The sequence below is a fragment of the Cupriavidus oxalaticus genome (genome assembly GCF_038900635.1).
GTDB lineage: Bacteria > Pseudomonadota > Gammaproteobacteria > Burkholderiales > Burkholderiaceae > Cupriavidus > Cupriavidus oxalaticus_B.
The window spans coordinates 307,475-321,244 of sequence record NZ_JAYMRX010000005.1 but is presented as its reverse complement, the minus strand read 5'-3'; the positions used below and the strand labels follow the sequence as shown (position 1 = coordinate 321,244).

The 13,770-nt window shown below is 63.9% G+C and carries 14 protein-coding genes and 1 tRNA gene; all 15 read right to left on the bottom strand.

Features of this window, described 5'->3' with window-relative positions; translation table 11 throughout:
• Nucleotides 1-25: 25 nt before the first annotated feature.
• The 15 genes from nuoL to tpiA all read right to left on the bottom strand — a co-directional run bounded on the left by nuoL (nt 26) and on the right by tpiA (nt 13,656).
• Complete coding sequence (nuoL, locus tag VSR71_RS11860) at nt 26-2,113, bottom strand: NADH-quinone oxidoreductase subunit L (protein ID WP_342914035.1); 2,088 nt, start codon at nt 2,111-2,113, stop codon at nt 26-28.
• 58 nt (nt 2,114-2,171) lie between these two features.
• Entirely contained in the window at nt 2,172-2,477 is a 306-nt protein-coding gene (nuoK, locus tag VSR71_RS11855; protein ID WP_029044763.1) for an NADH-quinone oxidoreductase subunit NuoK, read from the bottom strand.
• A gap of 16 nt (nt 2,478-2,493) precedes the next feature.
• Nucleotides 2,494-3,138 (bottom strand): NADH-quinone oxidoreductase subunit J, encoded by a 645-nt coding sequence (locus VSR71_RS11850; RefSeq protein ID WP_342914034.1) that lies wholly within the window; start codon nt 3,136-3,138, stop codon nt 2,494-2,496.
• A 175-nt stretch (nt 3,139-3,313) separates the two neighbouring features.
• Entirely contained in the window at nt 3,314-3,805 is a 492-nt protein-coding gene (gene nuoI / locus VSR71_RS11845) for an NADH-quinone oxidoreductase subunit NuoI (protein ID WP_022534067.1), read from the bottom strand.
• Between the two features lie 62 nt (nt 3,806-3,867).
• Nucleotides 3,868-4,932: an NADH-quinone oxidoreductase subunit NuoH gene (gene nuoH / locus VSR71_RS11840; protein ID WP_342914033.1), complete on the bottom strand. Its 1,065-nt coding sequence runs from the start codon at nt 4,930-4,932 to the stop codon at nt 3,868-3,870.
• A gap of 21 nt (nt 4,933-4,953) precedes the next feature.
• Nucleotides 4,954-7,320, bottom strand: coding sequence for an NADH-quinone oxidoreductase subunit NuoG (gene nuoG / locus VSR71_RS11835; RefSeq protein ID WP_342914032.1), 2,367 nt, complete (start codon nt 7,318-7,320; stop codon nt 4,954-4,956).
• A 12-nt stretch (nt 7,321-7,332) separates the two neighbouring features.
• Nucleotides 7,333-8,628: an NADH-quinone oxidoreductase subunit NuoF gene (gene nuoF / locus VSR71_RS11830; RefSeq protein WP_092314050.1), complete on the bottom strand. Its 1,296-nt coding sequence runs from the start codon at nt 8,626-8,628 to the stop codon at nt 7,333-7,335.
• Between the two features lies 1 nt (nt 8,629).
• Complete coding sequence (gene nuoE, locus VSR71_RS11825; RefSeq protein WP_029044768.1) at nt 8,630-9,127, bottom strand: NADH-quinone oxidoreductase subunit NuoE; 498 nt, start codon at nt 9,125-9,127, stop codon at nt 8,630-8,632.
• Nucleotides 9,128-9,311: 184 nt separating this feature from the next.
• Nucleotides 9,312-10,565: an NADH-quinone oxidoreductase subunit D gene (locus VSR71_RS11820; protein WP_342914031.1), complete on the bottom strand. Its 1,254-nt coding sequence runs from the start codon at nt 10,563-10,565 to the stop codon at nt 9,312-9,314.
• Between the two features lie 9 nt (nt 10,566-10,574).
• On the bottom strand, nt 10,575-11,174 hold the full coding sequence (locus VSR71_RS11815; RefSeq protein WP_342914030.1) for an NADH-quinone oxidoreductase subunit C: 600 nt from the start codon (nt 11,172-11,174) through the stop codon (nt 10,575-10,577).
• A gap of 1 nt (nt 11,175) precedes the next feature.
• Nucleotides 11,176-11,658 carry a NuoB/complex I 20 kDa subunit family protein gene (locus tag VSR71_RS11810; protein WP_011297145.1) on the bottom strand — a complete coding sequence of 161 codons (483 nt, stop codon included), beginning with the start codon at nt 11,656-11,658 and terminating at the stop codon, nt 11,176-11,178.
• 6 nt (nt 11,659-11,664) lie between these two features.
• Nucleotides 11,665-12,024 carry an NADH-quinone oxidoreductase subunit A gene (locus tag VSR71_RS11805; RefSeq protein ID WP_010809131.1) on the bottom strand — a complete coding sequence of 120 codons (360 nt, stop codon included), beginning with the start codon at nt 12,022-12,024 and terminating at the stop codon, nt 11,665-11,667.
• Nucleotides 12,025-12,190: 166 nt separating this feature from the next.
• Nucleotides 12,191-12,275, bottom strand: a tRNA-Leu gene (locus VSR71_RS11800).
• Between the two features lie 186 nt (nt 12,276-12,461).
• Entirely contained in the window at nt 12,462-12,836 is a 375-nt protein-coding gene (secG, locus tag VSR71_RS11795; protein WP_133094161.1) for a preprotein translocase subunit SecG, read from the bottom strand.
• Nucleotides 12,837-12,918: 82 nt separating this feature from the next.
• Complete coding sequence (tpiA, locus tag VSR71_RS11790; RefSeq protein WP_342914029.1) at nt 12,919-13,656, bottom strand: triose-phosphate isomerase; 738 nt, start codon at nt 13,654-13,656, stop codon at nt 12,919-12,921.
• Between the last annotated feature and the right edge of the window lie 114 nt (nt 13,657-13,770).

The window sequence follows — 13,770 nt, the reverse complement described above, 5'->3', positions numbered from 1 at the left end:
CTATGTTTTCCTTACTTGGTGCCTATCACTTGGTGCCGATCACACCGGTGACCGTCAGCGTCAGCAGCACCAGCATGCCGACGATCATCGCAAATGCGTAGTGGTAGATATAGCCCGACTGCAGGTAGCGGCTGGCCGAAGCAAACGAAGCCACCACACGCGCCGCGCCGTTGACGAACAGGCCGTCGATCAGGCTCTGGTCGCCGCCCTTCCACAGGCCGGTACCGAGCAGGCGCGCGCCGCGGGCGAACACGGCCTGGTTGATGGCGTCCATGTAGTACTTGTTGTCCAGCAGCTTGTACAGGCCCGAGAAGCGATTCGCGATGGCCTCGGGGATATCCGGGCGCTTCATGTAGAAGAACCACGACAGCACGACACCGGCGATGGCCAGCCACAGCACGGGCGTGGTCAGCGAGTGCAGCGCCATCGGCACCCAGCCGTGGAACGCTTCCTTCAGCTCGGCCATGGCGTGGTGGTTCTCGCCGACGAAGATCACGTCCTTGAAGGCGATGCCCATCTTGAAGAAGTTGCCGAACAGCATCGGCTCGATCGCGATGGCGCCGATGATCACCGACGGGATCGCCAGCAGCACCAGCGGCAGCGTCACCACCCACGGCGACTCGTGCGGCTTCTCGCCGGCGGACAGGCCATGGTGGTGGTTGTGCGAGACTTCCTCGTCCTCGTGGTCGCCCTCATGGTGCTGGTGCGCATGGTTCTGGCCCCAGCGCTCCTTGCCGTGGAAAACCAGGAAGTACATCCGGAACGAGTAGAACGCCGTCACAAACACGCCGGCCAGCACGGCGTAGTAGGCAAAGCCCGAACCGGCGATATGCGACTCGGCCACGGCCTCGATGATCGAGTCCTTGGAATAGAAGCCCGCGAAGAACGGCGTGCCGATCAGCGCCAGCGAACCCACCAGCGAGGTAATCCAGGTGATCGGCATGTACTTGCGCAGGCCGCCCATGTTGCGGATGTCCTGGTCGTGGTGCATGCCGATGATGACCGAGCCCGCGCCCAGGAACAGCAGCGCCTTGAAGAAGGCGTGGGTCATCAGGTGGAACACGGCCACCGAGTAGGCCGAAGCGCCCAGCGCCACGGTCATGTAGCCCAGCTGCGACAGCGTCGAGTACGCGACCACGCGCTTGATGTCGTTCTGGATGATGCCCAGGAAGCCCATGAACAGCGCCGTGATGGCACCGATCACCAGCACGAAGGACAGCGCCGTATCCGACAGCTCGAACAGCGGTGACATGCGGGCGACCATGAAGATGCCGGCCGTCACCATCGTTGCCGCGTGGATCAGTGCGGAAATCGGCGTCGGGCCTTCCATCGAGTCAGGCAGCCAGACGTGCAGCGGGAACTGCGCCGACTTGCCCATCGCGCCGATGAACAGGCAGATGCAGGCCACGGTGATCATCATCCAGTCGGTGCCCGGGAAAACCACGGTAGCCAGCTGGTCGCGCGCGGCGAATACTTCGGTGTAGTTCATGCTGCCGCTGTAGGCCAGCAGCAGGCCGATGCCCAGGATAAAGCCGAAGTCACCGACGCGGTTGACCAGGAATGCCTTCAGGTTCGCGAAGATCGCCGTCGGGCGGGTGTACCAGAAGCCGATCAGCAGGTACGACACCAGGCCCACCGCTTCCCAGCCGAAGAACAGCTGCAGGAAGTTGTTGCTCATCACCAGCATCAGCATGGAGAAGGTGAAGAGCGAGATGTAGCCGAAGAACCGGTTGTAGCCGGGATCGCCCTCCATATAGCCGACGGTGTAGATGTGCACCATCAGCGAGACGAAGGTGACGACCACCATCATCATTGCCGTCAGCGAATCGACCAGAAAACCGACTTCCATCTTCAGGCTGCCGATGGCCATCCACTCGTACACGGTGGCGTTGAAGCTGGCGCCGTTCATCACGTCGATCAGCACCATCACCGACAGCACGAAGGAAATGCCAACGCCCAGGATCGTCGCGGAATGCGCCACGATCCGGCCGCCGCGCGACTCCGAGGAAAACAGGTCGAAGAACTTGGTACCGAACAGGCCGGCGATCGCGGAGCCGACTAGCGGCGCCAGCGCAATCGCGAGCAGCAGGTTGGGGTTGAGCGTGGTTGCCATAGGACGCTTATTGGTGTGCGGTCGGTGAGTCTGGGTTATCTGCGTAGTGCGGCACGGATCAGTACTTCAGGGTGTCCATGTCGTCCACGTTGATCGTATCCAGGTTGCGGAACAGCACGACCAGGATTGCCAGACCGATTGCCGACTCGGCGGCGGCCACCGTAAGGATGAAGAAAACGAAAACCTGACCAGCCAGGTCGCCCAGGTAATGCGAGAAGGCGACGAAGTTGATGTTCACCGCAAGCAGCATCAGTTCGATCGCCATCAGCAGCACGATCACGTTCTTGCGGTTCAGGAAGATGCCGACGATGCTGATCGCAAACAGGATCGCACCGAGCACGAGGAAGTGGGCGAGAGAGAGCACAGCGTTTCTCCGGGCTTTAGTTCTTATTGGCGGCAGCCGCGGCTTCCGTCTGCGGGTTCTGGACTTCGGCCTGCATCGGCACCAGGCGCACGCGCTCGTCGCGGCGGGTACGCAGCTGCGCCGACACGTCCTGGGCCTTGGTGTCCTTGCGGCGGCGCAGGGTCAGCGCCACGGCGGCGATGATGGCCACCAGCAGGATGATGCCGGCCACTTCGAAGGCGTAGATGTAGTCGGTGTAGATCAGCTTGCCGAGCGCGGCGGAGTTCGAGTAACCCGGCTCCTGCGCGCCGCTGGCGGCCAGCGGCGTGGTGGTGCCGATGAAGTTGCGCACCAGCACGATCGCCATCTCGGCGATGATCAGCGCGCCCACCACCGAAGCCATCGGCACGTAGGTCCAGAAATCGCGGCGCAGGTGCTCGATATCGATATCGATCATCATCACCACGAACAGGAACAGCACCATTACCGCGCCGACATAGACCAGCACCAGCAGGATGGCGAGGAATTCCGCCTTGAGCAGCATCCAGATCGCGGCTGCCGTGAAGAACGACAGCACGAGGAACAGTGCGGAATGCACCGGGTTCTTCGCAGTGATGACTTTCAGTGCGGAGAGCACCAGCACCAGCGCAAAGACATAGAAGATGGTGGTCGTGAGTTCCATGGTTCCTATCGGATCCTCTCAGGGCCGTCCGGCACAAGCCTTCCCCTTCGGGTGGCCCGCTCCTGCGGCATCCTTGCTTTGGCCCCTCGCATTGAAGGGACCGTATTCAAATTCGGTGGCAGAAGCAGCCAGGTCTGTTACTGGTGGCCGCCCTGCCGTTTGGCGCATGCGCCGGTCAGCGATACTTGGCGTCGGCAGCCTTGGCCGCCGCGATCTGCGGCTCGTAGCGGTCGCCCACTGCCAGCAGCATGTCCTTGGTGAAATACAGGTCGCCGCGCTTCTCGCCGTGGTACTCCAGGATCTGCGTTTCCACGATGGCGTCGACCGGGCAGGCCTCTTCGCAGAAACCGCAGAAGATGCACTTGGTCAGGTCGATGTCGTAACGGGTGGTACGGCGCGTGCCGTCGTTGCGCACGTCCGACTCGATGGTGATGGCCAGCGCCGGGCACACCGCTTCACACAGCTTGCAGGCAATGCAGCGCTCTTCGCCGTTCGGATAACGGCGCAGCGCGTGCAGGCCACGGAAGCGCGGCGAGATCGGCGTTTTCTCTTCCGGGAACTGGACGGTGACCTTGCGCGCGAAGAGATAGCGGCCGGTCAGCGCCATGCCCTTGAAGAGTTCCTTCAGGAGCAGGCTGTTGAAGAAGTCCTTGATGGCGAGCAGCATGACGATTGCTTCCTAGTATTTCAACGCGGTGCGCGCTGCGGCGCGCTCCGTCGTTTGGCTGTTCAGTGCCAGATGTTCCACGGCGACTTGATCCAGATCGCCACGATGATCAGCCATGCCACGGTCAGCGGAATGAACACTTTCCAGCCCAGGCGCATGATCTGGTCATAGCGGTAGCGCGGGAACGAGGCACGGATCCAGATAAAGACCGACAGCAGCAGGAATACCTTGACCAGCAGCCAGAAGAAACCGGGGACCGCGTTGGTGATCACGCTCGAGAACGGAGGCGCCCAGCCGCCCAGGAACATCAGCGAGGTCATCGTCGAGATGATGATCATGTTGATGTACTCGGCCAGGAAGAACAGCGCGAAGCCCATGCCCGAATATTCGATCATGTGGCCGGCCACGATTTCCGACTCGCCTTCCACCACGTCGAACGGGTGGCGGTTGGTTTCGGCCACGCCCGAGATGAAATAGACGCCGAACATCGGCAGCAGCGGCAGCCAGTTCCACGACAGGATGTTGATGCCCATGTCGGCGAAGTAGCCGGTGTTCTGGCCGTTGACGATGGCCGACAGGTTCAGGCTGCCGGCAACCATCAGCACCGTCACCAGCGCGAAGCCCATGGCGATTTCGTACGACACCATCTGTGCCGCGGCACGCATGGCGCCGATGAAGGCGTACTTGGAGTTCGAGGCCCAGCCGGCCAGGATCACGCCGTAGACGCCGACCGAGCTGATCGCCATCACGTACAGCAGGCCGGCGTTGACATCCGCCATCACCACTTCGGCCTGGAACGGAATCACGGCCCAGACCGCCACGGCAGGCATCAGCACCATCAGCGGCGCGATCAGGTACATGCCGCGGCTGACCTGCGTCGGCATCATGACTTCCTTGAGCAGCAGCTTCAGCACGTCGGCAATCGGCTGCAGCAGGCCGAGCGGGCCGACGCGGTTCGGGCCCAGGCGGACGTGCATCCAGCCGATCAGCTTGCGCTCCCACAGGATCAGGTAAGCCACGCACAGCAGCAGGGGCACCACGATCAGCACGGCGCGGATCAGGATCCACAGCGGCGTCCAGTACGCGCCCAGTACGCCCTGCCCTTGCGAGGTAATCCAGTCAATCATGTCTTCTTCTCGCTCTTGTTCTTACGCCGTGGCCACGGCGCCGGTGGTGGCCGGTGCCAGGTCGATGGCCTTCTCTACGGTGACCGTGCCGAACATGCCGCCCAGGCCCACGGCCGCCGGCGTTGCCGCCGGCACGCGCACGGTGTTGGCCGGCAGCGTGGCTTCGAGCACGGCCGGCAGCACCACGCTGCCCTGCCCTTGCGTGACGCGGACCGGGTCGCCCGACTGGATGCCCAGGCGGGCAAACAGCTCAGCCGGCAGTGCGATCTGCATGGCGCGGCGCGCGGCAGCGGTCAGCTGCAGCGAGTCGGCGCGGCGCACGATCGGGTCGGCGTGGTAGATAGGTACGTCGGCGATGCGTTCGATGCCGTTGGCGGCAGCGGCGGCAACGCGGATCGGCGCATCGGTGGCGTTGTCCAGCTGGGCCTCGACCGGAGCCGACAGCGCTTCGGCACGGACCGACTCGGCGGTTTCGTAGTCGAAGCCGGCCACGTCCAGCAGATTGCCCAGCACGCGCAGCACCTTCCAGCCCGGGCGCGACTCGCCCAGTGCGCGAACCACGCCGTTGAAGCTCTGTGCCTTGCCTTCGCAATTGACGAAGGTGCCGGAGGTTTCCGTGAACGGCGCGACCGGCAGGATCACATCGGCGTACTGCATGGCCGCTTCCGAACGGAACGGCGACAGCACCACCACCGTGTTGGCCTGCGACAGCGCGGCCAGGGCCTTGCCCGGATCGGCGGTGTCGAATTCCGGCTCGGTGTTCAGCAGGATGTAGGCCTTGCGCGGCGCGTCCAGCATCGCCTGCGTGTTGGCGCCGCCCTGCTTCGGCAGCGCGCCGGCGATGTAGCCGCCGACGGTGTTGGCCGCTTCGGTCAGGAAGCCCAGCGTCGCACCCGTTGCGGTGGCGATCCACTGTGCCAGCGCGTGCAGCGCCGAGAACTGCGGATGACGCACGGCCTCGTTGCCGAGGAACACGGCACGGCGCTCGCCCTGCAGCAGCGCTTCCGCCACCTTGGCGGCGGCATCGCCACCATCGAAGCCATCGGTGCCGGCCGGGGCGGCAACGCCCTTGGCGGCGGCCACGGCACGGGCCACGCCGGCCAGTGCCGCGGTCCAGCCGGACGGCGCCACGTCGAGGCGGGTCGCCGGCATCAGCAGGTCTTCACCGCCGGCGCCCAGCACGGCCACGCGGGCGCCCTTCTTGGTCGCCTGGCGCAGGCGCGAGGCCAGCAGCGGATGATCCTTGCGCAGCGACGAGCCGATCACCAGCACGCGTTGCAGCGCGGTGACGTCGGCCACCGGCAGGCCGAGCCACGGCGCGCCCTTCAGCGCGGCCGAGAAGTCGGACTGGCGCAGGCGGAAGTCGACGTTGTCGCTGCCCAGGCCACGTACCAGCTTGCCCAGCAGGAACAGTTCTTCCAGCGTGCTGTGCGGGCTGGCCAGTGCGGCGATCTGGTCGGCGCCATGCTCGCGCTTGATGCCGGCCAGACCGTTCGCCACGTATTCCAGCGCGGTCTGCCAGTCGGTTTCCATCCATTCGCCGCCTTGCTTCAGCAGCGGGCGGGTCAGGCGGTCGGCACTGTTCAGGCCTTCATACGAGAAGCGGTCCTTGTCGGAGATCCAGCACTCGTTGATGTCTTCGTTTTCCAGCGGCAGCACGCGCATCACGCGCTGGTTCTTGGTCTGCACCACCAGGTTCGCGCCCAGGCCGTCGTGCGGCGACACCGACTTGCGGCGGGCCAGTTCCCAGGTACGAGCCGAGTAGCGGAACGGCTTGCTGGTCAGCGCGCCGACCGGGCAAAGGTCGATCATGTTGCCCGACAGTTCCGAGTCAACGGTCTTGCCGACGAAGGTGGTGATTTCCGAGTGCTCGCCGCGGCCCAGCATGCCCAGCTCCATCACGCCGGCCACTTCCTGGCCGAAGCGCACGCAGCGGGTGCAGTGGATGCAGCGGGTCATCTCCTCCATGGAGATCAGCGGGCCCACATTCTTGTGGAACACCACGCGCTTCTCTTCCTTGTAGCGCGACTCCGAGGCACCGTAGCCCACGGCCAGATCCTGCAGCTGGCACTCCCCGCCCTGATCGCAGATCGGGCAATCCAGCGGGTGGTTGATCAGCAGGAATTCCATCACGGACTTCTGCGCCTTGACTGCCTTCTCCGAATTGGTGAAGACCTTCATGCCGGGGGTCACCGGCGTGGCGCACGCAGGCAGCGCCTTCGGGGCCTTCTCGACCTCGACCAGGCACATGCGGCAGTTGGCCGCGATGGACAGTTTGCGGTGGTAGCAGAAGTGCGGGATGTAGGTGCCCAGCTTGCGGGCCGCTTCCATCACCAGGCTGCCCTCAGCAACCTCAACCTTCTTGCCGTCGATCTCTAGTTCAACCATGTTCTGCCACGCTTAGATGTAGGCCGGAACCATGCACTGCTTGTGTTCGACGTGATATTCGAACTCTTTCCAGTAGTGCTTGAGCATGCCGCGGACCGGCATCGCCGCGGCATCGCCGAGCGCGCAGATGGTGCGGCCCATGATGTTTTCCGCGACGTTGTTGAGCAGGTCCAGGTCTTCCTGGCGCCCTTCTCCGTGTTCGATGCGATTGACCATGCGATACAGCCAGCCGGTGCCTTCGCGGCACGGCGTGCACTGGCCGCACGATTCCTCAAAATAGAAGTACGACAGGCGCAGCAGCGAGCGGACCATGCAGCGCGTCTCGTCCATCACGATCACCGCGCCCGAGCCCAGCATCGAGCCGGCCTTGGCGATCGAATCGTAGTCCATGTCGGACGCCATCATCAGGTCGCCCGGCACCACCGGCGCGGACGAACCACCCGGAATCACCGCCTTGATGCGCTTGCCGCCGCGCATACCGCCGGCAAGCTCCAGCAGCTTGGCGAAGGGCGTGCCCAGCGGGATTTCGTAGTTGCCGGGACGCTCGACGTCGCCCGAGACCGAGAAGATCTTGGTGCCGCCGTTGTTCGGCTTGCCCAGCTTCAGGTAGTTCTCGGGACCGACGGCCAGCAGGAACGGCACCGCGGCGAAGGTCTCGGTGTTGTTGATGGTGGTCGGCTTGCCGTACAGGCCGAAGCTGGCCGGGAACGGCGGCTTGAAGCGCGGCTGGCCCTTCTTGCCTTCCAGCGATTCCAGCAGCGCGGTTTCCTCGCCGCAGATGTAGGCGCCATAGCCGTGGTGGGCGTGCAGCTGGAAGCTGAAGCCCGAGCCCAGGATGTTGTCGCCCAGGAAGCCGGCGGCACGCGCTTCTTCGAGGGCTTCCTCGAAGATCTTGTACTCGTTCCAGATCTCGCCGTGGATATAGTTGTAGCCCACGGTGATGCCCATCGCATACGCGCCGATGGCCATGCCCTCGATCAGCGAATGCGGGTTGTAGCGGATGATGTCGCGGTCCTTGAACGTGCCAGGCTCGCCTTCATCGGTGTTGCAGACCAGGTATTTCTGACCCGGGAACGTGCGCGGCATGAAGCTCCACTTCAGGCCGGTCGGGAAACCCGCGCCGCCACGGCCACGCAGGCCCGAGGCCTTGACGTCGGCGATCACCTGCTCGGGAGGGATCTTCTCGGTCAGGATGCGCTTCAGTTGCTGGTAGCCGCCACGCTTGACGTAGTCTTCCAGGTGCCAATTCTTGCCGTCCAGGCCGGCCAGGATCAGCGGCTGGATATGGCGGTCGTGCAGACTGGTCATATTACTTGCCCCCCTTGGCGGCTTCGCTCTTGAGCTCGTCGACAAGCGCGTCGAGCTTGTCGTCGCTCATGAAGCTGCACATGCGGGTGTTGTTGACGATCATCACCGGCGCGTCGCCGCAAGCGCCCATGCACTCGCCCTCTTTCAGGGTGAAGCAGCCGTCAGCGGTGGTCTCGTTGTAGTCGATCCCGAGCTTGCGCTTCAGGTACTCGCCAGCCCGCTCGCCGCCCGACAGGGCGCACGGCAGGTTGGTGCAGACGGCGAGCTTGAATTTGCCCACCGGCTTGGTGTCGTACATGTTGTAGAAGGTCGCCACCTCTTCCACCCACACGGGCGGCATCTCGAGGTAGTTGGCGACGAACTGCATGACTTCGGGGGAAACCCAGCCCACCTCGCCCTGTGCCACGGCAAGCGCCGCCATCACGGCCGACTGCTTCTGGTCGGCCGGATACTTCGCGATCGCGCGATCGATTTCCTTGAGAGCTTCTGCTGATAGCATGGTCATTGCAGTAAAACGGCGGAGTCAGCGCCACTGGGCGTCCATCCGCAGGTTTGCAGCCGTCGCTGCCGTTCCGCCGGCGGGCCTTAGGCCTTGCCGGTCCGCCGCGGGTCTTCCGGGCCGCTCCGCTCGGCGGAGCACCTCGGAAAGCGCCCGGATCGTCGTCCGGGCCGGCGGTCCGTGATTAGCGGTCGATCTCGCCGAAGACGATGTCTTGCGTGCCGATGATCGTTACCGCGTCAGCAATCATGTGCCCCTTGGCCATTTCGTCGAGCGCGGCCAGGTGCGGGAAGCCAGGCGCACGGATCTTCAGACGGTACGGCTTGTTCGCGCCGTCCGAGATCGCGTAGATGCCGAACTCGCCCTTCGGGTGTTCCACCGCTGCGTACGCTTCGCCTTCAGGCACATGCATGCCTTCGGTGAACAGCTTGAAGTGGTGGATCAGTTCTTCCATGTTGGACTTCATGTCCACGCGCGAGGGCGGCGCCACCTTGTGGTTATCGGTGATCACCGGGCCCGGGTTGCGGCGCAGCCACTCGATGCACTGCCTGATGATGCGGTTGGACTGGCGCATCTCTTCCACGCGCACCAGATAGCGCGCGTAGCAGTCGCCGCCCACGCCCACCGGCACGTCGAAGTCCACCTTGTCGTACACCTCGTACGGCTGCTTCTTGCGCAGGTCCCACTCGATGCCCGAGCCGCGCAGCATCGGGCCGGTAAAGCCCATCTGCATCGCACGTTCCGGGCTGACCACGCCGATGTCCACCAGGCGCTGCTTCCAGATCCGGTTGTCGGTCAGCAGCGTCTCGTACTCGTCGACGTACTTCGGGAAGCGGTTGGTGAAGTCCTCGATGAAGTCCAGCAGCGAGCCCGAACGCGCTTCGTTCATCGCCTTGATGGCGCGCTCGTTGTGGATCTTCGAGGCACGATATTGCGGCATCGTGTCAGGCAGGTCGCGGTAGACGCCGCCCGGACGATAGTAGGCCGCGTGCATGCGCGCGCCCGACACCGCCTCGTACATGTCGAACAGGTCTTCGCGCTCGCGGAAGGCGTACAGGAACACCGCCATCGCGCCCACGTCGAGAGCGTGCGCACCGATCCACATCAGGTGGTTCATGATGCGGGTGATCTCGTCGAACATCACGCGGATGTATTGCGCGCGGACCGGCACGTCGACGTCCAGCAGGCGCTCGATCGCCATCACATAGGCGTGCTCGTTGACCATCATCGACACGTAGTCGAGGCGGTCCATGTAGGGCACGCTCTGGATCCAGGACTTCTGTTCGGCCAGCTTCTCGGTGGCACGGTGCAGCAGGCCGATATGCGGGTCGGCACGCTGGATGACTTCGCCGTCCAGCTCGAGCACCAGGCGCAGCACGCCGTGCGCGGCCGGGTGCTGCGGGCCGAAGTTCAGGGTGTAATTCTTGATGTCTGCCATGGCGCGTTCTCAGTGCTCCAAACCGCCGTACTTGTCCTCGCGGATCACGCGCGGCGTGATTTCGCGCGGCTCGATCGTGACCGGCTGGTAGATGACCCGCTTCTGTTCGGGGTCGTAGCGCATCTCGACATAGCCGGAGACCGGGAAATCCTTGCGGAACGGATGGCCGACGAAACCGTAGTCGGTCAGGATGCGGCGCAGGTCCGGGTGGCCGTCAAACACGATGCCGTAGAAATCGAAGGCTTCGCGCTCGAACCAGTTCACCGAGTTCCACACGTCGATCAGGCTGGCCACCACCGGGAAATCGTCATCCGGAGCGAACACGCGCAGGCGCACGCGCCAGTTGTGGGTGATCGACAGCAGGTGCGAGACGGCGGCAAAGCGCGGGCCGTCCCAGGCGCCGTCGCCGAAGTCGGAATAATCCACGCCGCACAGGTCGATCAGCTGCTCGAAGCGCAGCGAAGGATCGTCGCGCAGGATGCGGGCGGCTTCCAGGTAGTCGTCGGCCTTGACGATCAGCGTCAGTTCGCCGGTCGCCTCGATCAGATTCTGCACGCGCTTGCCGAGAGCCTTCTCGAGCGCGGCCTTCAGGATGTCGAGCTTCGCCATTTCAGCCCTTGCGCGCGATGGTGTTGGTACGCTTGATCTTGTTCTGCAGCTGGATCACGCCGTAGATCAGCGCCTCGGCCGTCGGCGGGCAGCCCGGCACGTAGATATCCACCGGCACGATCCGGTCGCAGCCACGCACCACCGAGTACGAATAGTGGTAGTAGCCGCCGCCGTTGGCGCACGAGCCCATCGAGATCACCCAGCGCGGTTCCGCCATCTGGTCGTAGACCTTGCGCAGCGCGGGGGCCATCTTGTTGCACAGCGTGCCGGCCACGATCATCACGTCCGACTGGCGCGGCGACGGGCGGAACACCACGCCGAAGCGGTCCAGATCATAGCGCGCGGCGCCGGCATGCATCATTTCCACGGCACAGCAGGCCAGGCCGAAGGTCATCGGCCACAGCGACCCGGTGCGGGTCCAATTGATCAGCTTGTCAGCGGTAGTCGTGACAAAGCCTTCGTTGAGAACGCCTTCGATTGCCATTTCACATCACTCCCAATCGAGCGCGCCCTTTTTCCAGATGTAGACGAAGCCCACGATGAATTCCAGCAGAAACACGCCCATGGCGATGAAACCCGGCCAGCCGATATCCCTCAGGGCAACACCCCAGGGAAACAGGAAGGCGGTTTCGAGATCGAACAGGATAAAAAGGATGGCGATGAGGTAGTAGCGCACGTCGAACTTCATGCGCGCATCCTCGAACGCTTCGAAGCCGCACTCGTACGGCGACAGCTTCGCGGGATCGGGCTTGTTTGGACCGAGGATCCGACCAATCGACATCAGTGCCACGCCGAGCACGACACCGAAGATGATGAAGATGAGAACGGGGAAGTAGGCTTCGAGATTCAAGGTACGGCCAGCCTTATCTGGAATGTTGTCAACAGCACCAGCTGAAGCGGCGTCCTGTTGCCCACCCCAGGCGCTAAGCCACGAGAATCATGGCGCGCCGCCTTGCGGACTGCCGAAGCCCCATGCGCGGGTGCATTGCCCGGCCAGGGACTCCGATCAAGTTGTTTGGTGCCGACGGCGAGACTCGAACTCGCACAGCTTTCGCCACTACCCCCTCAAGATAGCGTGTCTACCAATTTCACCACGTCGGCTGGGGGAGAAACATATTGCCTGGCGCCGGGTTTTCAGGCCCTTCAGGACTCTCGCTGGGCGTTCCGCCTTCGCTTAAGCCCCATCGCTGGGGAATCGTTTCAAGCCTCGCATTCTAACCTAAATTTCTTGCTTTGTTCAACGCACAACTGCAAAAAAACTCAGGAATCCGCCGCAAGGCAATCGGATTATTTCGGTACTGCGGGACCTGCGGGCGCCGAGGCGTCAGCAGCGGCGGCCGGAGCAGCGGCCGGTGCCGATGCGCCTGCGGTGGCCGGTGCCGAGGCCGGGGCAGCGCCCATCACGCCCAGCGACGCGGCGGGCTTGTAGTTGCCCAGCAGCGTCAGCGCCAGCGTGCACACGAAGAACAGCGTGGCCAGCACGGCGGTGGTGCGCGACAGGAAGTTTGCCGAGCCGGTGGCACCGAACAGGCTGCCCGAGGCGCCCGAGCCGAATGCCGCGCCCACATCGGCGCCCTTGCCATGCTGGATCAGCACCAGGCCAATCACGCCCAGGGCCGACAGCACCTGCAACACCACCAACAAAGTCTTGAAGATTGCCATTTGATTTAAATAAGCGTTACTTGCCTGGTTACTTCCTGATCGATACGAACGAAACGAACGGAACGATCGGAACGGCCGGCATTCAGGCGTTGCCGATCGCGAGAAAATCTTCCGACTTCAGCGAGGCGCCGCCGATCAGCCCCCCGTCGATATCGGCCATGGAAAACAGTTCGGCCGCATTGTCCGGCTTGACGCTGCCGCCGTACAGGATGGCCATGCGCTCTGCCACGCCGGCGTCGCGCGCCGCCACCTTGCCGCGCAGGAAAGCGTGTACGGCCTGCGCCTGCGCGCTGGTCGCGGTCTTGCCGGTACCGATCGCCCAGACCGGCTCATAAGCCAGCACCACGCGGCTCAATTGCTCCACCGACAGCGCGTCCAGCACTGCCTGCAACTGGCGGCCGACGACGGCCTCGGTCTGCTCGGCCTCGCGCTCGGCCAGCGTCTCGCCGACACAGACCACGGGGACGATACCGAATTCCAGCGCGCGCAGCGCCTTGGCAGCAACGACCTGGTCGGTTTCGCCATGGTAAGTGCGGCGCTCCGAGTGGCCGACCAGCGCATAAGCGCAGCCGAACTCACCCAGCATCGAGGCAGCAACCTCGCCGGTAAAAGCGCCACGCGCCTCCGCCGAGACATCCTGTGCACCCCAGGCCACTTGCGAGCCGTTCAGCACCGCCTGGCATTGTGCAAGATAGGGGAACGGTGCGCACACCGCCAGCGACGCACGCGCCACGCCGGCCTTGATTCCCTCCAGCAGCGCCGCGTTCGCAGCCAGGCTGCCATGCATCTTCCAATTGCCGATGACGAGCTTTTGTCTCACGTAGTGCCCCTCCAAAATCAAACCCGCTATTGTAGCGTGTGCCAGGGGCGGGGCGCTACCGCCGCCAGACAACGGCCGGCGGCGGCATTTTGTTGCGCCACTTCTGTGCCGGCA